The sequence below is a fragment of the Vibrio sp. Vf1514 genome, from assembly GCF_052076135.1.
In the GTDB taxonomy this organism is placed as follows: domain Bacteria; phylum Pseudomonadota; class Gammaproteobacteria; order Enterobacterales; family Vibrionaceae; genus Vibrio; species Vibrio furnissii.
The window spans coordinates 2,034,163-2,054,491 of record NZ_CP197267.1 but is presented as its reverse complement, the minus strand read 5'-3'; the positions used below and the strand labels follow the sequence as shown (position 1 = coordinate 2,054,491).

Genomic DNA, 20,329 nt, shown 5'->3' with positions numbered 1-20,329 from the left:
CGCAATAAAAAACGCCAGATCGTGATGATCTGGCGTTTTACTATGTGTCGTTGATGAGTTGCGGCTGATGCACCGCCGCTCACGCTGCGTGATTAAGGTTTATACCACCCTTTTTGATATGCCATGCTGCCGAAGTTGGCGTAGGCATGCGCTTCTTGTGTCAGCGCGTCATCGCTTTGAGTCGGGGTGAGATTTTCCCCATCCAACAGGAAGGTTTGTGGCGCTTTGTCAGGCTGGAAGACGACTGCTTTGCCCGCTTTTAAGTACGCGAAGTTTTTGTCGTATTGCAGCATCGCGCGCGGCTGAGAAGCCGTCAGCGGTTTGGTGAAATCGTTGCCCAGCATAGGATGCTCACCAGAGGCGCCAATCAACGACAGCAGTGTTGGGCCAAGGTCAATCTGGCTTGCCAGACGATCATCCACTTGGTGCGGCACATCATGACCGAAAATCACCGCTGGAATGTGGAAGTGACGCACGGGGACAAGGCTTGCGCCATAAACCCGTGAGTCGTGATCCGCGACGACCACAAAGATGGTGTCTTTCCAGTATTCTGACTGCTTGGCTTTTTTGACAAATTCGCCCAGCGCATAATCCGAGTATTTCGCGGCGTTGTTGCGCGTCTGTTTGTCGCTGTCGTAAGGCGTAATTTTACCGTCTGGATAGTCGTATGGTGAATGGTTCGATGAAGTAAACACCAAGCTAAAGAACGGCTTTCCTTGTTGGTGGAGTTCAGTAAATTCTTTGTTGGCTTGATCATACAGATCTTCATCCGATGCGCCCCAAGAGCCGGTAAAATCGACTTTGGCAAAATCGCTGCCTTGAACGATATCTTGGAAACCGTTGCCAAGGAAGAAGGTCTTCATGTTGTCGAAGTGCGCTTCACCGCCGTAAATAAACTGGGTACGATACCCTTGATTGCCAAGGAAGCTCGCCAGTGTGAAGAAGTTCTGTTGTGATTTACCCAGTTTGACCACCGCACGTGCTGGCGTTGGCGTAAAGCCGGTAACCACCGCTTCAATCCCGCGCACTGAACGTGTTCCTGTGGCGTATAGCCGCGTGAAGTTCCAGCCTTCATCCATGATTTTGTCAAGGTTGGGGGTCAGCGGCAGGCCACCGAGTTTGCCCACATAACGGGCGCCCAAGCTCTCTTGCAGCAGAATCACTAGGTTCTTTTTGCGTCCGGGAAAGCTGGTGGTGTGCATGGTTTTGGTCGGCGCACTTGGATCGGCGAAATCCGCCGCGGGGTTTTGCATGGTGCGGTGAATTTCACGCAACAAGGTTTGCTGATCCATCGGGCCGTAGAAGTCGGCGCTCGACATCTCTTTCTGCGCTTGTTTCCACGCAAACGCCACCGAATAGGCGGAGTTAATGCTTAAATCGTTGAGCAGGTGATCGGTTGAGAACGCCACCAACGCCGGGTTGATCGGGCGGTGTTCCAAGGTTCCGCGCGCGCCCAGCACCACCAAACACGTTAGCACCAGTTGCATCGCCAATTGTGGTAACACGGCGCCTTTCACGTCGGCGCTCCACAACGCATCAAAGACTTTACTCAGTAAGCGAGCGGCCAAAAACAGGATGACAAACGTCACCGCAATTTCGGTTTTGTAGCCAGAGGCCAGCATCGAGAACACTTCTTTGGGATAGATCAGGTAGTCGATAAACAGGCGGTTAGGGCGCAGGTCGTATTCAAGGATAAAGGTGGGCGTGATCAGTTCAAAGAACAGAAACAGCAGGCTGCCCGCCACCAAATACACTTTGAGCGGCAGACGAATATAGCGCGTCGCACGCAGCAGCGTGGCGGCGATGATCAGCAGCAGCGCAGGTGCAAACAGATAACCGACCGACGAGATATCGATTCGCAGGCCGCCGATAAAAATCTGGCCAAAATCGGTGGTCGAAAACACGCGCTCGCTTTGCCACACTGAGAGCATCAGACGTGACAAACTCAGCAGCAGCAAATCAATCAAAACAAAGCACAGCAATGGCAGCAGCGCACCCAACTTAAATTTGGCGCGCTCGCCAGTGAACGCAGAAATTAGTGTAGCCATAATACGGTACCCCAAACAGCCAATGAACATCCCATGGCTAAAAGAACCAGCGCCGACCCGATATTCTTCGCAACGCCAGACAGTGTGTGATATTCCAAACCGATACGATCCACCACGGCTTCAATGGCGGTGTTGACCATCTCAGCAAATAACACGAACACCATGCTTAACATCACCAGTAAGGTATGCATGGCGGGTAGATCCAACCAAAACGCGAACACGGTCAGTGGCACGAAGAGCATCAGCTCTTGTTGAAACGCGGCTTCGTGCTTACACAGCCACTTGAATCCGTTAAAACTGTGGACAAAGGTATAAACAATCCGGTGCACCCCGGTGCGTTTAATGATGACTTCCTGTTGCATTGAATGAGAACTCTATAAATAGGGGTTATGAATCTAAAAGGCAGCTTTGCGTGATATCCAGCTCGCTGTTCTGAACCTCGGTACGCACACCATAAAAGCCCAGCAGGCTATGGAATAAGTTGTCGTGTGACAGCGCGCTTGTTTTCGCTTTGTCTTTGAGGCATTGCGTATTCAAGCCTTTCTGCTGCGCATATTGCTCTGGCATCCAAAGCAGCCAAGGCACGTGCGTTTGTTCGACGGGAGCAATCGCGTAAGGGGTGCCGTGTAGATACAGGCCACTTTCCCCCAGTGATTCACCGTGGTCGGAAATGTAAGTCAGCATCACGTTGTAATCGTTAGAGACACTTTTCAGCTCATTGATCACTTGTGCTAACACGTAGTCGGTGTAGACCAAGGTGTTGTCGTACACGTTGACAATTTGTTGGTCGTTGCAGTTTTCGATATCACTGCGGTTACACGCGGGTTGGAAGGGCGCTTGTGCATCGGGATAACGTTGCCAGTAGGTTGGGCCATGGCTTCCGATGGTGTGGAGCACCAGCAGTTTGTTGCGTGCGCCGTCGTCAATGAACTTTTTCGCATCACTGAGCATGGCCACGTCAAAACAGGTTGAGCCGTTGCAGTCGTCATTTTTCAGTGAGGCGTCAATCGACAGATAGGGCAGTTTTTTCGCGACGCCTTTGTCGCCGCCGTCGTTATCGATCCACAGCACATCAACCCCGGCGTGTTGCAGCACATTGAGCGCATTGTCTTGCGCGGCAGCACGTGGCTTGTTGTAGCTATCACGCGTCATGTTCGAGAACATGCATGGCACCGACAGTGCGGTATACGTGCCGCACGACGAGACGTCCTGAAACGCGATCAAACCCATGTCTTTGGTGTAGGGGTTGGTGTCGCGCTGATAGCCGTTGTAGGCAAAATTCATCGCACGAGCGGTTTCACCCAGCACCACCACCATCAGCGTGGGTTTGCCATTTGGTGCGGCTGCAACCTTGGCATCGGTCCCCAAGGTTTGGTAGGCCAGTTTGGTTTCAAAGTAGGTTTTGTTAAGGTATTTCGCGCCGTTGTAGAGATGCGCGGGAATAATCATTTTGTTCAGATAGTGATTGTTTCGACCGACGGAGGCGTAGTCTTTGTAGCTGGTGGCCGCAATCAAGCCAATCCCCGCGACCGCGATGATGACGATGCCCACACGCGATGCGATCGCGCGCATCCAAGTGCGGTGCGGCGTGATGCGCACCATGGCGAGGAAGAGACACGGCACCACACCAAAGCCGAACAAGTAAAGAAGCGTCGCCGTGTTGAGGTAAAACGATATTTCTGAAGAGTTGGTTTCAAACACGCTTTCCATCATGGTGGTGTCGAACAGCGTTTGAAAATTGACTTCGGCATACAGCGCTGCAGCGGATGTTAGCACCACAAATGCCATAAACGGCTTGAAAAAGTATGGCCAGGCAAATGCGGAGAAAATAATAATGAAGGCGCAAGTTAGAAGAACAGGCGCTGTGTAGGCAAACAACGGATTGGAGACATCCGCACTCAAACGGAAAATAGTCTTCAGCACGGGATAATTCATCACCGTACCAAAATAGACCGCGAAAACCACAATGAGCGTGGTCATGCTCATGGGGAGACGCGGAAATGAAAGACGACCTGAGTTTGACATGAAGAATAAACCTGACGATGAAACGATGGCGCTATCATGCGAATCTAAACTTAAGATTAGCTGAAGACACCTTCAGTTTTTTTCGTCATGCAAGACCTGCAATCGCGAGCACATTAGCAATGTTGAATATTCATTAACTGAACATCATTCTGTGATCAAAAGGTTGTATTGTGTAAATTTTATGTTTGAAATATAAACTTAAGTTTATGTGTTATTTGGTCATTTTGGTATCTAGGTGAATGAATGACTTGTTTTTTGTGAGGGTTTTGTGGCGCGTATGCGCCGACTTGGACGATGCCGAAAGGGTGCGGTCGCTATTCGACCGAATTCGAACGATTTAGCGCATCACCTTGGCCAGTTGACCGTAGACGTAGGCAAGTTCGGCCACGGTACTGGCAGCAAACTTTTTCATCAGATTGGCGCGATGCACTTCGACAGTGCGCTGCGCAATGCACAGCTCGTCGGCGATACGAATGTTGCGTTTGCCGGCAATCAGCAGTTTGAGGATCTCTTTCTCCCGTGTCGTCAGCGATTCAAATGCGGTTTTTGCCGCCAGCAGATCTAGCTTCGATGCTGACTGTTGCAGCCCTTGCGTGATGGCGGCGGCGAGTTCGTCGCCTTTGACGGGTTTTTGAAAGAAGTGAATCGCGCCCGCTTGTAGCGCATCCACCGCCATCGGCACATCGCCGTGACCGGTCAGATAGATGATCGCCAGCGGACTGTTGGCCTCGTTGAGCCGTTGGTGCACTTGCTGTCCGCGCAGCTCGGGCATGCGGCTGTCCAAAATCACGCAGCCGGGTTTGAGCGGATTGACGCCGTCGAGAAACGCCTTGCCGCTGGCAAAGGTGGTGACGTGGAAACCGTGCTCTTGCAGCATAAATTGCAGAGAATCACGCACCGATTCATCGTCATCAACCACATAGACGGGCAGGTGTGGATTCGATTCACTCATTCATGCGCTCCTGAATTTACGCCCAATAGGGCAGAGAAAGGCTGACGATGCAGCCGTGTGGCTCGACGGACATCAGGCTGATTTGCCCGCCATGGCTTTCCATCACATCGCGACAGATGGCCAGCCCCAATCCGAGGCCATGCGCTTTGTGACTGACAAACGCTTCACTCGGGGTGCCGTGTTCCAGTCCGGTGCCGTTATCGACCACGCGAATGTACAGCGTCTCGGCTTGATAATCAGTATGTAGCGCGATTTTGGGCTGATAACTGCCGGATGCTTCACGCTCTTGATACAGCAGGCAGGCGTCGATGGCATTGCTGAGTACATTCACCAGCACTTGCTGCATACCGACGCGGTCTGCTGCCACGGCAATGACGTCGCCTTCGCTGCTGCGGCTGACTGCCACCTCGTATTTTTGCAAGCGGTAGTGCATCAGTTCCAGTGTTTCGTCGAGCAGGGTTTCGATATTGCACGGCTGCTTTTCAAGGCTGCGTTTTTTGATCAGGTTGCGCAGCCGATTGATGATCGCATCGGCGCGATCGACCTGCGCCTGAATCTTTTCAAACACCGGCGTGATCTCTTCTGTCGGGCGCTGCTTTGCCACGCGCAGCAAACCGCCTTCACTGTAGTTACGAATCGCCGCCAGTGGCTGATTGATTTCATGCGCCAAGCTGCTGCCGAGTTCGCCCACAATCGCCACGCGCTGCGCGTGTTCCAACTGTTCGCTTTTCTCTTTGAGGCGCAGCTGCGTTTTCTCCAGGGCTTGTTGGCTTTTGCTAAACCGGTACTCGAGCCAGAAGTGGTAGGCGTTCAATACCACCACGACGATAAACAGCGCCCAAGCCCACTCCTGATGAAAACGTAACCAGCGGATCGCCTCTTTCCACCACGGCTCCTGCAATGGATGCAGATCGAGCGCCTGATAGAGTTTATCGATAGAGAGCAGGCTGACCGGTGAGGTCCAACCGGACGCGCCAGCGGCGATGGCGGCCGGGCTTTCGGCAGGCATGGCAAGCAGCGCGCGGGTGACTTGTTTGGCGAGTGGCGCCGATGCGCGGTCGGTTTTGGCAAACGACCAATTCGGATAAAGGTGGGTCGAAACCTGACAATGGAAATCTGCGTTGGTGTCGACGTTGAGTACGCGATAGCGATTGGCCTCCAGCAGTCCTTCACGGGTCATGGTTTCCAGCAAACACGCAGGCACGACTGCCGCCTCGACAAACCCATCACGCAACTGATAGAGGTTGGCGTCAATCGGGAACCCCCAAAAGCGCACGTTGGCGAAAAAATCATTCGGATGAAAGCCAAGTTCTAACACCTGATAGCGCAGCGTGAGGTAGCCACCAAAAGCGCGCTCGGAGACCGCCGCCATCGAATGTCCGGCGATATCCGCCAGTTGCTGATAAGGGGACTCGGCTCGCACCACCAACGCCGAACCGATGGCGTCGTTAGAATGACTCGGCGCGCGATTAGTGAGTGTTGCCATCCACGACAGCTCGTACTGCCTGCCGAGGCGCACCGCCTGACCGGGGTTGGTGACGATAAACTCCATGCTCTGCGATTTCACCGCATTCAGCATGCCGTCTAAATCGAGCGGATGCAGCACAAACTCGGCATCCGGAATGTGTTGATTGAGCCAATCGATGGTCGGCTGCCAGCGCTGCTTTGCTGCCAGATTGCCGCGAATCGCCAACACCCCAACATCAACGACAGGCTTGATTTTGGAAGACTTAACTTGATTGGCCGCCTGTTGTGCCGCGATGCTTTGCGCGCTCAACAAGCACAACCCCAGCAGGATGGGGAACATCAAACGGCAAACTAACGAAGTGAACATGCGGTCTTCATCCCTGAATGCATCAACTGGCGACTAGGATAACAGCAACCCGCATCATGCCCCATTTGTTTTAGATCAATGAACCGCCGGGTATGTGGAAAACCACAATACCGACCGCGTCGCGCATTGCTGACAATCAACTCACCCAACCCAATTCAGTAGGTGAGTGATGGATTCCACCAAACGACGTTTTCTCAGCGCGGTGACCGCTGGTGCTGCGTTAATCCCGGTGACCGGGATTGGCACGGCAACGGCCAGTACCGTGATACGCAATAACCAAGCGCCGAACCGCAAAGGACAAATTGGCAAACGCTATGCAATGTTGATAGACCTGCGCAAATGCGTGGGCTGTCAGGCCTGCACGGTCGGGTGCAGTGTCGAAAATCAGATGCCCATCGGCCAGTTTCGCACCACCGTCAAACAGTACGAAGTGACCTTAACGGATGGCTTGCAGGCGACTCAGCAGGTGAAAGCGTTCACGCTGCCGCGCTTGTGCAACCACTGCGATAACCCGCCGTGCGTGGCGGTGTGTCCGGTGCAGGCCACCTTTCAGCGTGAGGATGGCATTGTGATGGTGGACAACAGCCGCTGTGTAGCGTGCGCCTATTGTGTGCAGGCGTGTCCTTACGATGCGCGGGTGATCAACGAACAGACCCTGACAGCGGATAAATGCACCTTCTGTGCGCATCGTCTGGAACAAGGCTTACTGCCGGCGTGCGTGGAAACCTGTGTCGGCGGCGCACGCATTATCGGCGATTTGAACGATCCGCATAGCCAGATTCGCCAGTTGATGGCGCAGCATCAAGGCGAACTGAAAGTGCTGAAACCGGAAGCCAATACCCAGCCGCATGTGTTTTATCTCGGCATGGATGAACGCTTTACCTCGCACATTCAAGGCAAAGCCGCCATTTACGAGCCGCAAGGAGGCCACGCATGAACATCACCGAAGTGTTGGTTGCGCCGCAAGCGATCGCTTGGTTACCGTGGGCGGTGCAGTATTTCTTCTACATTGGCTCGGCGTACGCCGCGGCCATGCTCTTTTTGATTGCGTTACTGTTTGAAGGGCGCAGCAGCCACCGCTTGCGTGCCGCGCTGGTGCTTACGTTGGCGATTGGCGCCATGGTTGGCCCGTTGGCACTGACTGGCGATTTGCATCAACCCGGCCGAGCGTGGCACTTCTACGCTTACATTACGCCGTGGTCGTGGATGTCGCTGGGCTCGCTATTTCTGCCGCTGTTTTCAGCGCTGGCGGTGGCGACGGCTTGGCTCTATCTGCGCGCCGATTTGATTGCGCTGCAGCAAAACCATGGTTTCGTGCTGCGTTGGGTTGGTCAACTGTCGCTCGGACAATGGCGCACCTCGCGCCGTTTGATGCTGCTGGTGGCGACGCTGACTATGTTCTCGGGGCTGTCGATTGCGCTCTATACCGGCGCGGAAATTGCCGCCGTGAGCGCACGTCCGCTGTGGCATCAACCCGCCGCGCCGCTGCTGTGGTTTATCACCGCGTTTCTGGCCGCCGTCGGTTTTAGCCTGTTTGTTTATCTGCTGGTGCCGAAAGCCATTTCGGCGCAACTGAGCAGCTTTGATCTCAGTTTACTGAAGAAAACCGTGTCGCTCAGTGCGATGCTGGCGCTGATTTTAGTGCCGATTTGGGCGGCCAATAACCCAACGTTTTCGCTGTATGAAAATGCGCAATGGACGCAGCATCTGGCGCTGCTGACTGCGGCGCTGCTGGGTTGTATCGCATGGGCATTTTTGAGCTTGCATGAGCGAACCCGCGGGTTGGGCTTGATTGGCATGATGGCACTCAGCCTTGTCGCTGCTTGGTTGGTGCGCTGGGTCACCATGATGCAGGTGCAGACCATTCCTAAGTTCGATGTCGGGCCTTATCCGTATGAATTGCCTTGGGGCGCTAATGGCGCGCTCGGCATCGCGGGCATGTTCGGTTTGTGGTTGGCGCTGGCACTGCTGGGCAGTGAACTGGTGCAACATCGCGCGCAAACCCATCCCTCATCCGCACTGACACACCACGAGTAGGAGAAACAGAACATGGACAACAAACGCCGTCAGTTTTTGAAGTCGGGCCTTGCCGTCGGTGGTGTGGGCGCATTTGCCGTCGGGTACGCAACCACCACTAAACACATGGTCGAAGGGATTGTGGAGGGTAAAGCCGGGCAGGCTACCCGCGATCCGCATCATGGTAATTCGCTGGAGCCGGAATACCGCGTTAATCGCAACGGCAGTCTGATCCCCAATCCGAATCAGCGCGTCGCGCCCTCGATGTGTTTTGGCTGCTGGACGTTGTGCGGCCTGCGCGTGCGCATCGACAATCGTAACGATGACATACTGCGCATCAGCGGTAACCCGTATCATCCGCTGTCACAGCAAAATGCGATTCCGTTTGCGACGCCAGTCAAAGATGCCTACCTGAGTATGGCGGGCGAAGCGGGGTTGCAAGGCCGTTCAACAGCATGTGCGCGTGGCAATGCAATGCTGGACATGCAAAACAGCCCTTACCGAATCACACAGCCGCTGAAACGGGTCGGCAAACGTGGTGAAGGGCGCTGGGAGCCGATCAGCTACGAGCAGTTGATTGAGGAGATTGTCGAAGGGGGCGATCTGTTTGGCGAAGGGCATGTCGAGGGGTTGCGTGCCATTCGCGACCTCACCACGCCGCTGGATGCCGATAACCCGGAATATGGTCCGAAAGCCAACCAGTTGCTGGTGACCAATGCCAGCAACGAGGGGCGGGATGACATCATCAAACGCTTTGCGTTTAACAGTTTCGGCACACGCAACTTTGGCCATCATGGCTCGTATTGCGGCTATGCGTTTCGTGCCGGCAGCGGCGCATTCCTCAACGATTTGGATAAATACGCTCACCTCAAACCGGATTTCGACCACGCCGAATACATTCTGTTTATTGGCATGTCGCCAGCGCAGGCGGGTAACCCATTCAAGCGTCAGGCGCGCCAGCTTGCCAATGCGCGTAGCGAAGGCAAACTCGAATACACTGTGGTCACGCCCAGCTTGCCAGCGGGGTCGTCGAGCTTAGCGGCGGGCGATCGCAACGATTGGCTGGCGATCAAACCGGGCACCGATTCTGCGCTGGTGCTTGGCATGATTCAGTGGATCATCGCCAATCAGCGTTACAACCAGACATTTCTGGCTCAGCCGGGTGTGGCCGCGATGCAGCGTGCCGGCACGGCGCACTGGTGTAACGCGACCCATTTAGTGATCAGTGACGAGCAGCATCCGCGTTGCGGCAGCTTCCTGCGCGCATCGGATGTCGGGTTGCCGTTTGACGGTGAAGCACGTTCAGACAGCGATCCGTATGTGGTGGTGAGTGCAAGTAGCGACGAGTTTGCGCTCAATACCGAACCAGACGAAGCGGCGCTGTTTGTCACGCGCGAGGTGATGCTGGCGGGCAAGTCCGTTACGGTTAAATCGTCGCTGCAGCACCTCAAAGAGCAGGCGTTTAAATACGATCTGGCCTATTACAGCCAGCAGTGTGGTATTAGCGAGGCGCAAATCATCGCGCTGGCACAGCGCTTTACCAGCTATGGCCCCAAAGCGGTGGTGGACACCCACGGCGGCAACATGCACAGCAACGGGTTTTACAACGCGTTCACCATCATGATGCTCAATGCCATGGTGGGAAACATCAACCGCAAAGGCGGTGCAATGGCCAAAGCGGGCGGTTATCCGACCTCAGGCGATGGCCCGCGTTACAACTTCAACCAGTTTGCCGGTAAGGTCGCGCCCAAAGGCATTTTCCTGTCGCGAAGCAAATTCCCGTATCACAAAAGCAGTGAATACCGGCGTCGCGTAGCAGCCGGCGAGTCACCTTACCCAACGCGTGCACCGTGGTATCCGATATCCGCGCCACTGCTGACCGAACACTTGTCGGCGGCGATGGACGGCTATCCGTATCGCATCAAAGCGTGGATCAACCACATTGCCAATCCGATCTACGGGGTGCCGGGGCTCAAAGCGCTGCTGGAAGAAAAACTCAAAGATCCGAAGCAGTTGGGGCTGATCGTATCGGTCGATGCGTTCATCAACGAAACCACCACGCTGTCGGACTACATTGTGCCGGATACCGTCACGTACGAAAGCTGGGGCATGGCCGGCCCGTGGCATGACGTGCCCGTTAAAACCGTCACGGCGCGCTGGCCGGTTGTGGCGCCGCGCACGGCCAAAACGGCGGATGGGCGCTCGATCTGTCTGGAAAACTTTTTGATCGACGTGGCGAAGAAAATGCAGCTCGGCGGTTTTGGTGACAACGCCATTGCCGATGCCCAAGGCAACTGGCACGGCATTCATAGCGCGGAGGATTTCTACCTGCGTTCGGCGGCCAACCTGGCGTATGTCAAAGGCGGCGTACCGGAAGTGACGGCGGAAGACATCGCATGGTCGGGGCTGGAGCGCCTGATGCCCGCCATGCAGCAGGCACTGACAGCGGACGAAATGAAGCGGGTGGCGTACATTTTTGCGCGCGGCGGTCGGTTTGAGGATGCGACCGAAGCCTACAAAGGCGATACCATGAAATACAAATGGGTCAATCCGGTTGCGATCTGGAACGAAAAGCTGGCGACGTCGCGCAATACCATGACCGGCGAACGCTACAGCGGCTGCCCGACCTGGTATCCGCAAAAACTGGCCGACGGCACGCCGCTGGAAGTGCGTTATCCGTCGCACGAGTGGCCGTTCAGCCTGACCAACTTTAAGTCCAACATTCACAGCGCGGTGTCGAATTTGTCGCCCCGTCTCAACGCGATCAAAGGTGACAACCCGGTCTACATGCATCCACACGATGCCAAGGCGGCGGGGATTGAAACGGGTGATCGGTTTGTGATTGAAACCCCCAGCGCGCAGATGATGGCGGTGGCGATGGTGCTGGAGGGTATTCGCCCCGGCACGCTCGGTTTCGAGCACGGTTTTGGCCATACTGAACTCGGCGAGCGGGCGCACTGGATTGGCGACAAGCAGCAACCAGTCAACATGAAGCGCAGCGATGGCGTCAACATCAACGATATCGGCTTGATTGACCCAACCCGGCAAAGCCCGGGCGTGCTGCTCGACTGGGTGGTCGGCGCGGCGGCTCGCCAATCCCTGCCAGCGCGGATTCGCAAAGCGTAGCAAGCCAAATCACACACGACTTACCACGCCACATTACACCACACAGGCGCAGTGAGCTTATGCCGCTGCGCCTTTTCATCTTCATCGGTGTCGTATCGATGAGCCGTGACGTTGCTGGTGAACAGAGTGGCGTTACCGGTGAATGATTACGACTCAGTGACCGCGATTCGGCCATTGCGCACCAAGGCGCGGCGCACGTTTTTGCACAGTTTGCCGAATCGGTTGAGTTCGTCGAATGAAGGCGGCAGGCCGCGTGTCACTTGGTGTTGCCAATAGCTGAGTTCGCTATCGACCAGTTCCATCAGTTTTTTCGGGCAGCCGACACAGGTGTTGTCGGGGCCGCAGACAAAGGTGTCTTGTTGATAAAGCGGGAATTCCTTTTGCACCGCATCAATGATCTGCTGCATGGCAGTCAATCGATCGGGTTTCATGGCGTCAGTATCATCAGTGGTAAAGATGTGATTCTACTCGCCCGCACAAAAATCACCACACTCCTGAAGGGGTAATATTAGTCACCGTGTTTCAAGCAATCTAATGCACCTAGTTTCGAGGAATCTACAGCACCTAGTTTTAAGTAATCTACTGCACATTGTTTCACGCAATTCGCTGAAGGAAAATGAGACTGATTTCGCGTCAATTATTTGTTATATCCATCAAGAAAATGAGGTTTAATTGACCGTTTTTGGGCGATAGCCCCTGCATTTATGGTGTCAATGAATTGACCCATTTTTATGAACCACGTTACTATTCAAAAAGTCACTAAGTCAAAAACAGACGAAGCACCGAATTCTGGTGATGCTCACCCAGAGTGACCGTGCCGGCCATTATTTCCTGTGGCTGTTTATTCTGGTCGAGATGATCAGAGACGACCCTTTCACCCTTAAAAAAACAAATCAATGGGATAGGACGCGTTGGAAAGTTTGAAGTTCACTGACAAAAGTCGTTTTGTCAGGTCGACACAATCCTTGCTGCTGGCCGCCGTGTTAGGGCTGCTCTGGATCCTGTCACGTCACGATTTCGTGACGTTTCACGCCATCATTGAACTGACCACCGTATTTGTTTCCGGCATGATTGCCTTAGCAGGCTACAAAGCCTCGACCCACAAGGATGCACGTCCGCTCGCGTTACTCAGTACCCTGTATTTATGCGTCGCGTTTGTCGATTTGGCACATACCCTCAGTTACAAAGGCTCGCTCTTTGCCGAAGGGCTGGGCAACAACCCGCCCACGCAATTCTGGATTCTGGCCCGTTTGGTGGAATCCATGGGCTTGGCGCTGGTGTTCCTTTGTCCATTTCAGTGTCGCTATGTCGAGCAGTACATCAAGGTGCTGGTGCTGGCGACCGCGACTGGTGTTTGCGCCATCTATCCACTCGAAATTTTCCCTGATGCTTTTCTTGATGGCCAAGGACTCACGCCGTTTAAAATTTACAGCGAATATGTGGTCATCAGCTTTGTGTTGTTGGCGGCCATTGGCGTTTGGATGCGCCGCCGCAGCTACCAGTCGCTGCAAGTGCATTATTTGATGATCTCGTTTGCGCTCACGATGGGGGCGGAGTTTTGTTTTACCCAATACGCCTCGGTGTATGGCGATGCCAACGCGGCGGGGCATCTGTTCCGTTTGGCGTCGAACTACTTCCTTTATCGCGGCATTTTGGTGGATCAGAATGTCACGAGTAATTCGCTCTACAAGGCCAATCCGCTGCACATTACCATTGTGGTTCTGGCCTGCGTGATTTGGGGAACGGTAGCGCTGAGCGTGCGCTACATCGAGAAAGAGGCCAAGCAGCGCGACGATCTCTACCTGTACCAACAGCGGTTGCAAGGGCTGGCCATCTCGCTGCAAGCGGCGCTCGATAGCAAATTCAGACTGACCGACAGCTTGGAAGCATTTGTGCAGTCTCGCCCTGACTTTACGCCAGAAGAGTTCACCATTTTTGCGGAACGTATGCTGGAGAAAACCCCTTACATCACCAGTTTGCAATTGGCGCCGCAAGGCATTGTGACCTACGTGACGAATGTCGAACGCAATCAAAAAGCCGTCGGCCACAATTTGTTGCAAGATCCGAAACGCAAGAATGGCGTGATGAAGGCGATTACCTCGCGCAGCACCATCGTCGATGGCCCGTTAACCTTGCGCCAAGGTGGTCAGGCATTGATTGCACGTGCGCCGGTTTACCTGCCGTCCCATGATTTGACGCAGCGAGATGTATTCTGGGGCTTTGCGACAGTCATCATTGATTTAGAGGCGTTGCTTCAATCAACGCCCATCACCGCATTCGATCGCGAATTTTCGCTCGCGATGCGCGCGGTGAATCCGGTGGGCGATGTGAATGCGGTGATTTTTGGCCGTGATGAGACCGATGCCAACCCGATTCTTTCCACCGAAATTGCCCTGAGTAACAGTCGCTGGGTGCTGTCGATGAATGGTCGCCGAGCCGCGTATGTCATGCATACTGGCTTTATTTTGTCGTCGTGGTACTGGATCTATTTGTTGCTCTCGACTGGCGTGATTGCCATTGGGTTATACCGCATTCTGACGCACCGCGTGCAAGTGACCAAAGCCGTCAGCGATGCGACGGAGCATTGGCAGCAAGAAGTCGAACGACGCCAAGAAGTGGTGGAGTTGGAACGGCGACTGGCGACGCAAGATGAGTTAACCGGCCTTGCGAACCGCCGTCATTTCTACGATTTAGCGCATGATCATTTAGCCCAAGCGCGTGCGCAGGGGCAGCCATTTACGCTCTATTACATGGATTTGGATGGCTTTAAGGACGTCAACGACAGCTACGGCCATTCGATGGGGGATGAAGTGTTGAAAGTGGTCGCACATCGCCTACAAAACAGTGTTCGCGCGCAAGACATTGTCGCGCGTTTTGGCGGGGATGAGTTTGTCGCGATTCTGCGCAACACCGACGATGATTGTTTCTATAAATCGCAACAGATTATTGAGGCGATCAGCACCCCGATTGTGATTGACGGTTCCCCGGCGTTAATCGGGATCAGCATTGGAGCGGCGGTATATCCGACTCATGGCGAGACCATCGAAGCCTTATTGGTGAAAGCCGACAGTGCGCTGTATCAGGCCAAACGCCGTGGCAAAAACTGCCTTGTCGTTGCTTAACGTCGTTGCTTCGTTTAGTGGCCTAGAAGTCGCCGCTTAAAGCAGCGGCTTAATCTTCCACCATTTGCTGGCGAATCAATTCCCCTAAGCGAGAAATCGCCCGCTGGCGCTGCTCGGTCAGTTCAAACGAGCTGTTGAGGCGAAAACAGTGGGCAAACTGCTCACCCGGGCTAAACATTTTGCCTGGCGCAATGGTGATCTTCTCTTGCAGCGCGCGTTGATACAGCGCCATCGCATCCATGCCTATCGGCAGTGCAACCCAGATAAAATACCCCCCATCAGCATCGGTGATACTCACTTCGGGCGGAAACGCCAGATGAAGCTGTGCCAGCATCGCCTTTTTCCGTTCGTGAAGTTTGCGCCGCAGTTGGCGCAAATGCTGTTCGTAATTGCGCGTGGTGAGGTAGTTCGCTAGCGCAAGTTGAATCGGCACGCTGGTGGTCAGGGTGCTCATCAGTTGCAGTTTTTGAATGCGCAGGGCGTGCTGACCCGCGGCCACCCAGCCGATGCGAAAACCGGCGACCAAGGATTTGGAAAACGACGAGCAGTGCATCACATTGGCGCTGCGATCCCACGCTTTGGCAGGCAGCGGCGCTTCCTTACCCGCGTAGAGTTCGCTGTAGACATCATCTTCAATTAAGGCCACTTGATAGCGGCTGAGGAGCTGTACCAGCTGCTGCTTTTTCTCGGCGCTGAGCGTAAATCCGAGCGGATTTTGCAGCGTGCTCATCAACCAGCACGCTTTGACCGAATGCGATTGCAACGCCCGTTCAAGGGAGTCGAGGTCGATGCCGTGCTGCGGGTCGGTGCGAATGAAGAGCGCTTTCAGCCCTAAGCGTTCAAGGGTTTGCAGCGCGCCATAAAAGGTGGGCGATTCCACCACCACCCAATCGCCGGGGCGCGTCACCGCTTGCAGGCTAAGGTTGAGCGCTTCCAGCGCGCCTGCGGTGATTACGATTTCATCCGGTGAAATGTTGATGCCACGGGCTGCGTAACGTTTGGCGATGATTGAGCGCAGCGTGTCGTTGCCCGGCGGCAGGTTATCGAGCGCACTAGACACCGGCATGCTACGCGCGGCTGCCATCAGCGACTTGTTGACCTGATGGCGCGGATAGAGGCTGGGGTCGGGATAGGCGTGACCGAAGGTGACCATGTGCGGATTGCGCCCTGCTTGCAGTACATCAAAGATAAAATCGTTGATGTCGATCTGCTCCATCGATTCGATGGCGCGCGGCACAGTGTTGGCCGCTGGGGCCAATTGTGGCGACACGCAATACCCACTGCGTTGGCGCGATTGAATCCAGCCTTGCGATTCGAGCACTTGGTAGGCGTGCAGCACCGTCATCAGGCTCAAACCCGTGTGCTCAGATTGCTTGCGTAGCGACGGTAACTTATCGCCCGCCTGCCAGATACCTGCGTCAATTTGATGCTTGATCTGTGCCACCAACTGTTCGTATTTTGCCATCGCTCATCCCTTTCATTGAAACTCGGAATATAACACTTGGTTTTCATCACTGTTATAGAAAAGCGACGAGTTTCTGTATCTGTTCGCAATTTTTGTGGCGACATACCATGCCTGCCACAATTAAAAAGATACTGGAAGGAAGTTATGTTCAGTCTCGACGCTTTCATGCTTGCTCGCATTCAATTCGCGTTTACTGTCTCGTTTCACATTATTTTTCCCGCCATCACGATTGGTCTGGCGACCTATCTGGCGGTGCTCGAAGGGCTGTGGCTGAAACGCCGCAATCCCGATTACAAAACCCTTTACCATTTTTGGTCGAAAATCTTTGCGGTCAACTTTGGCATGGGCGTGGTGTCTGGTTTGGTGATGGCTTACCAGTTTGGCACCAACTGGAGTGGTTTTTCGGACTTCGCCGGTTCGATCACCGGCCCGTTACTAACGTACGAAGTGCTGACGGCATTTTTCCTCGAAGCCGGATTTCTCGGCGTGATGCTGTTTGGCTGGAAACGAGTGGGGGAACAGTTGCATTTTTTTGCCACCTGCATGGTGGCGCTTGGCACGATCATTTCCACGTTCTGGATTCTGGCGTCTAACAGCTGGATGCACACGCCGCAAGGCTATGAAATTGTCGATGGCCGCGTAGTACCAGTCGATTGGCTGGCGGTGATCTTCAACCCCTCTTTCCCATACCGCTTGCTGCACATGGGCGTGGCGGCATTTCTCAGTACCGCCCTGTTTGTCGCAGCATCGGCGGCGTGGCATTTGAAACGCGGCAATGCCAGCAGCGCGGTACGCAAAATGTTTTCCATGGCGCTGTGGATGTTGGTGGTGGTGACGCCGATTCAGATCCTGATTGGCGACCTGCATGGTTTAAACACATTGGCACATCAGCCCGCGAAAATTGCTGCGATGGAAGGCCATTGGGATAACGGCGATGGCGAACCGACACCGCTGATTTTATTCGGCATGCCGAATATGGAGACCGAGACCACCGATTACGCGCTGGAAATTCCTTATCTGGGCAGCCTGATCCTCAATCACAGCCTGAGTAAACCGATTCCAGCGCTGAAGGAGTTTGCCAAAGCAGACCGACCGAATGCCACCGTGGTGTTCTGGGCGTTTCGCATCATGGTTGGACTCGGCATGTTGATGTTGCTGCAAGGGCTTTGGAGCGTGTGGCTGCGTCGGCGCGGCACACTCAATCAACATCGTGGCTTTCTGCGGTTGTGTGTTTGGATGGGGCCGAGCGGGTTAATTGCGATTCTAGCGGGGTGGTTTACCACCGAAGTGGGCCGTCAGCCATGGGTGGTGTATGGGCTGCAACGCACGCGAGATGCGGTGTCCGCCCATGGCGATTTGCACATGAGCATCAGCCTGATTGGGTTTGTGCTGGTGTATGGCGCGGTGTTTGGTTTTGGCTATCTGTACATGATTCACCAAATCAAACAGGGGCCGGATGCTGCGCATTCGCCTGAACACGAACAGCCGTTTTTGTCCGGTCGCATTTAATTCAAGGAGCCTGAGATGGGATTTGATTTATCAATTGTGTGGTTTGGCATCATCGTGTTTGCCACGCTGATGTACATCGTCATGGATGGATTTGATTTGGGCATCGGCATTTTGATGCCGATGGTGATCCGCGGCGAGGCGCGCGACACCATGGTGAACTCGGTCGCGCCGGTGTGGGATGGCAACGAAACTTGGTTGGTGTTGGGCGGGGCGGCGCTGTTTGGCGCGTTTCCGCTCGCCTATAGCGTGATCATTGATGCGCTGACCATTCCACTCACGCTGATGCTGGTGGCGTTGATATTTCGCGGTGTGGCGTTTGAGTTTCGCTTTAAAGCGTGGGCGCATCATCGCGTGTTTTGGGATCGCGCCTTTATGGTCGGTTCGGTGGCTGCGACCTTCTGCCAAGGCATCGTAGTCGGCGCCGTGATTCAAGGCATTGCGGTTGAACAACGTCACTACGCGGGCGGTGCGTTTGATTGGCTGACGCCGTTCACGTTGTTTTGTGGCTTTGGCTTGGTGGTGACGTATGCGCTGCTCGGCGCGACCTGGCTCATCATGAAAACCGAGGGCCATTTGCAGCAGCGATTCTTTGGCATGGCGCCGCGTATTCTGACGATGCAATTGGCCGTGATGATCGCGGTGAGTGCGTGGACGGCGTTGGCACAGCCAAATATTGCCACGCGCTGGTTGAGTGTGCCGAACGTAGTGTGGCTCTCTGCGGTGCCGCTGGCTACGGGGTTACTGGCTTGGGCGGCCTATCGCGCATTGGCGCGCCATGCGGATCGCCTGCCGTTTGTCGCCACGCTGGGCATGGTGCTGCTGGGCTTTGTTGGCTTGGGCATCAGCCTGTGGCCGAACATCATTCCGCCGTCGGTCACGTTGTGGCAGGCCGCGTCACCGCCGCAAAGCCAAGGCTTTATGCTGGTGGGCGCGCTGTTCATCATTCCCTTTATTTTGATGTACACCTTTTGGAGCTATGCCGTGTTTGGCGGCAAAGTGAAAGACGGGGAGGCGTACCATTGAACAAACCACATCAGGCGTCTGAGACGCCCACGACATGGAAACAGTGGTTGTGGCTGGCGGGCATTTGGTGTGTCAGTGTGGCCGCGCTGGGCATTGTCGCGACGCTGTTTCGAGCCTTGATGACCGCAGCCGGTCTCAGGGCTTAACCGAAGTATAGAGCTTACTTTTAGCTCTTTGTCCCCGGCAAGAGGCTTCGCCGGGGACTTTTTTATTGGGCAAAATCTTCCTGTCAGCGCTAACTGAGCAGAATGCCGAGGAAGATCAGCGCCATGCCGCTGATTTGATACAAATGCAAACTCTCGCCGAGCAGCGCGATGGAGAGCAACACGCCAAATACTGGAATGAGGTGAATGGATAATCCGACTTTAGCTGGCCCCAAACGTTCGACGCCCGCAGTGTAGAGCAGATACGCCAGCACCGAAGGCACAATCCCCACGTAAGCCAGCGCAAGCAGCGTGTGGTTGTTCCAGTTTGGCAACGCGCCAGAATGCACTTCCCACAGGTAAAACGGCAGCACCACCAACAAGCCAAGGAACATCTGCACCGACATCAAACCAATCCGGTTCATTTCTTTTGGCATACGCTGAATCACCAACGTGTAGATGGCCCAACTGACCATCGCTAGAAACACAACCATGTCGCCCTGATTAAAGCTCAATGAGGTGAGATTCGACCACTCGCCGCGCGAAATAATGCTCAGTACGCCGACAAACGAAATGCTCATCCCCAGCCACTGTTTGGCGCTGAGGGTGAGTTTAAAAAACAGCGAGCCAAACAGCATGATCAGCAGCGGAATGAACGAGTTCAGGATCAACGCATTGCTGGCGGTGGTGGTTTGTAAACCAAGATAGATCAGCGAGTTAAACGCCGCGACGCCGGTAATGGAAGCGATGACAATCCGCGTGCGGTATTGCCAGTAAAGCCGCCACTCACGGCGCAAAGTTTTGTAGGTAAACGGCAGCAAGATCAGGCTGGCAATCAACCAACGATCAAACGACAACGTGAGCGGTGGAATATCGCCGCGCACCGAGCGGCCGACAATAAAGTTCCCCGCCCAGAAGAGCGGTGGCAGGGCAAGCAAACCAAGTGTGATCCAAATGGTATGTTTCGGGCTGGATTTGAGGCGTTTCACAAGACTGGTCATGACATCCTTTTCATTTTTCTTATGCAGGAATGATGACGGTACTGGCAAAGCGTTCGAAATGCCAT

The 20,329-nt window shown here is 54.5% G+C and carries 15 protein-coding genes; 7 read left to right on the top strand and 8 right to left on the bottom strand.

Annotated features, from left to right (window positions below; genetic code table 11):
- Positions 1 to 92: 92 nt before the first annotated feature.
- From ACS18Q_RS09385 to ACS18Q_RS09365, 5 genes are all read right to left on the bottom strand, one after another.
- A complete protein-coding gene (locus ACS18Q_RS09385) occupies positions 93 to 2,048 on the bottom strand; it encodes an LTA synthase family protein (RefSeq protein WP_038150957.1) in 1,956 nt (651 codons plus the stop codon).
- Entirely contained in the window at positions 2,036 to 2,410 is a 375-nt protein-coding gene (locus ACS18Q_RS09380) for a diacylglycerol kinase (RefSeq protein WP_004725154.1), read from the bottom strand. The genes ACS18Q_RS09385 and ACS18Q_RS09380 overlap by 13 nt, the downstream gene beginning before the upstream one ends.
- A gap of 25 nt (positions 2,411 to 2,435) precedes the next feature.
- Complete coding sequence (locus ACS18Q_RS09375; protein ID WP_004725155.1) at positions 2,436 to 4,028, bottom strand: phosphoethanolamine transferase; 1,593 nt, start codon at positions 4,026 to 4,028, stop codon at positions 2,436 to 2,438.
- Positions 4,029 to 4,410: 382 nt separating this feature from the next.
- Entirely contained in the window at positions 4,411 to 5,025 is a 615-nt protein-coding gene (locus tag ACS18Q_RS09370; RefSeq protein ID WP_020428950.1) for a response regulator transcription factor, read from the bottom strand.
- A 16-nt stretch (positions 5,026 to 5,041) separates the two neighbouring features.
- Entirely contained in the window at positions 5,042 to 6,859 is a 1,818-nt protein-coding gene (locus tag ACS18Q_RS09365) for a sensor histidine kinase (RefSeq protein ID WP_441256991.1), read from the bottom strand.
- A 169-nt stretch (positions 6,860 to 7,028) separates the two neighbouring features.
- Here ACS18Q_RS09365 and dsrO point away from each other — a divergent pair, with 169 nt between their 5' ends.
- From dsrO to ACS18Q_RS09350, 3 genes are read left to right on the top strand one after another with little or no spacing between them, the layout of a single operon-like run.
- Complete coding sequence (gene dsrO, locus ACS18Q_RS09360; protein ID WP_441256990.1) at positions 7,029 to 7,796, top strand: sulfate reduction electron transfer complex DsrMKJOP subunit DsrO; 768 nt, start codon at positions 7,029 to 7,031, stop codon at positions 7,794 to 7,796.
- Positions 7,793 to 8,896, top strand: coding sequence for an NrfD/PsrC family molybdoenzyme membrane anchor subunit (gene nrfD / locus ACS18Q_RS09355; protein ID WP_441256989.1), 1,104 nt, complete (start codon positions 7,793 to 7,795; stop codon positions 8,894 to 8,896). The genes dsrO and nrfD overlap by 4 nt, the downstream gene beginning before the upstream one ends.
- 12 nt (positions 8,897 to 8,908) lie before the next feature.
- Positions 8,909 to 12,001, top strand: coding sequence for a tetrathionate reductase subunit A (locus ACS18Q_RS09350; protein WP_441256988.1), 3,093 nt, complete (start codon positions 8,909 to 8,911; stop codon positions 11,999 to 12,001).
- A 146-nt stretch (positions 12,002 to 12,147) separates the two neighbouring features.
- Here the strand turns inward: ACS18Q_RS09350 and ACS18Q_RS09345 are convergent, their stop codons facing one another.
- A complete protein-coding gene (locus tag ACS18Q_RS09345; RefSeq protein WP_081454426.1) occupies positions 12,148 to 12,432 on the bottom strand; it encodes a hypothetical protein in 285 nt (94 codons plus the stop codon).
- Positions 12,433 to 12,912: 480 nt separating this feature from the next.
- Between ACS18Q_RS09345 and ACS18Q_RS09340 the strand changes: the two genes are divergently transcribed.
- On the top strand, positions 12,913 to 15,123 hold the full coding sequence (locus ACS18Q_RS09340; protein WP_441256987.1) for an MASE3 domain-containing protein: 2,211 nt from the start codon (positions 12,913 to 12,915) through the stop codon (positions 15,121 to 15,123).
- 49 nt (positions 15,124 to 15,172) lie between these two features.
- On the opposite strand, the gene ACS18Q_RS09335 is transcribed toward ACS18Q_RS09340, so the two are convergent.
- Positions 15,173 to 16,588, bottom strand: coding sequence for a PLP-dependent aminotransferase family protein (locus tag ACS18Q_RS09335; protein WP_441256986.1), 1,416 nt, complete (start codon positions 16,586 to 16,588; stop codon positions 15,173 to 15,175).
- A gap of 144 nt (positions 16,589 to 16,732) precedes the next feature.
- Between ACS18Q_RS09335 and ACS18Q_RS09330 the strand changes: the two genes are divergently transcribed.
- Genes ACS18Q_RS09330 through ACS18Q_RS09320 form a run of 3 tightly spaced genes read left to right on the top strand, consistent with a single transcriptional unit; the run spans position 16,733 to position 19,266 of the window.
- The gene (locus ACS18Q_RS09330; protein WP_441256985.1) at positions 16,733 to 18,097 is read left to right on the top strand and encodes a cytochrome ubiquinol oxidase subunit I; all 1,365 of its coding nucleotides are present in this window, start codon (positions 16,733 to 16,735) and stop codon (positions 18,095 to 18,097) included.
- Between the two features lie 15 nt (positions 18,098 to 18,112).
- The gene (cydB, locus tag ACS18Q_RS09325) at positions 18,113 to 19,120 is read left to right on the top strand and encodes a cytochrome d ubiquinol oxidase subunit II (protein WP_206980429.1); all 1,008 of its coding nucleotides are present in this window, start codon (positions 18,113 to 18,115) and stop codon (positions 19,118 to 19,120) included.
- Positions 19,117 to 19,266, top strand: a complete 150-nt coding sequence (locus ACS18Q_RS09320; RefSeq protein WP_238826022.1) for a DUF2474 domain-containing protein — start codon at positions 19,117 to 19,119, stop codon at positions 19,264 to 19,266. The genes cydB and ACS18Q_RS09320 overlap by 4 nt, the downstream gene beginning before the upstream one ends.
- An 89-nt stretch (positions 19,267 to 19,355) precedes the next feature.
- Here ACS18Q_RS09320 and ACS18Q_RS09315 read toward each other — a convergent pair whose 3' ends face one another.
- Positions 19,356 to 20,264 (bottom strand): DMT family transporter, encoded by a 909-nt coding sequence (locus ACS18Q_RS09315; protein ID WP_004725167.1) that lies wholly within the window; start codon positions 20,262 to 20,264, stop codon positions 19,356 to 19,358.
- Positions 20,265 to 20,329: the final 65 nt, after the last annotated feature.

What these genes read in the sequence shown, in the direction of transcription:
- ACS18Q_RS09375 (WP_004725155.1), bottom strand. Translation starts at nt 4,028, where the DNA reads ATGACCACGCTCATTGTGGTTTTCGCGGTCTATTTTGGTACGGTGATG.
- ACS18Q_RS09370 (WP_020428950.1), bottom strand. Translation starts at nt 5,025, where the DNA reads ATGAGTGAATCGAATCCACACCTGCCCGTCTATGTGGTTGATGACGAT.
- nrfD (WP_441256989.1), top strand. Translation starts at nt 7,793, where the DNA reads ATGAACATCACCGAAGTGTTGGTTGCGCCGCAAGCGATCGCTTGGTTA.
- ACS18Q_RS09385 (WP_038150957.1), bottom strand. Translation starts at nt 2,048, where the DNA reads ATGGCTACACTAATTTCTGCGTTCACTGGCGAGCGCGCCAAATTTAAG.
- ACS18Q_RS09335 (WP_441256986.1), bottom strand. Translation starts at nt 16,588, where the DNA reads ATGGCAAAATACGAACAGTTGGTGGCACAGATCAAGCATCAAATTGAC.
- ACS18Q_RS09350 (WP_441256988.1), top strand. Translation starts at nt 8,909, where the DNA reads ATGGACAACAAACGCCGTCAGTTTTTGAAGTCGGGCCTTGCCGTCGGT.
- ACS18Q_RS09380 (WP_004725154.1), bottom strand. Translation starts at nt 2,410, where the DNA reads ATGCAACAGGAAGTCATCATTAAACGCACCGGGGTGCACCGGATTGTT.
- ACS18Q_RS09345 (WP_081454426.1), bottom strand. Translation starts at nt 12,432, where the DNA reads ATGAAACCCGATCGATTGACTGCCATGCAGCAGATCATTGATGCGGTG.
- ACS18Q_RS09330 (WP_441256985.1), top strand. Translation starts at nt 16,733, where the DNA reads ATGTTCAGTCTCGACGCTTTCATGCTTGCTCGCATTCAATTCGCGTTT.
- cydB (WP_206980429.1), top strand. Translation starts at nt 18,113, where the DNA reads ATGGGATTTGATTTATCAATTGTGTGGTTTGGCATCATCGTGTTTGCC.
- ACS18Q_RS09315 (WP_004725167.1), bottom strand. Translation starts at nt 20,264, where the DNA reads ATGACCAGTCTTGTGAAACGCCTCAAATCCAGCCCGAAACATACCATT.
- dsrO (WP_441256990.1), top strand. Translation starts at nt 7,029, where the DNA reads ATGGATTCCACCAAACGACGTTTTCTCAGCGCGGTGACCGCTGGTGCT.
- ACS18Q_RS09365 (WP_441256991.1), bottom strand. Translation starts at nt 6,859, where the DNA reads ATGTTCACTTCGTTAGTTTGCCGTTTGATGTTCCCCATCCTGCTGGGG.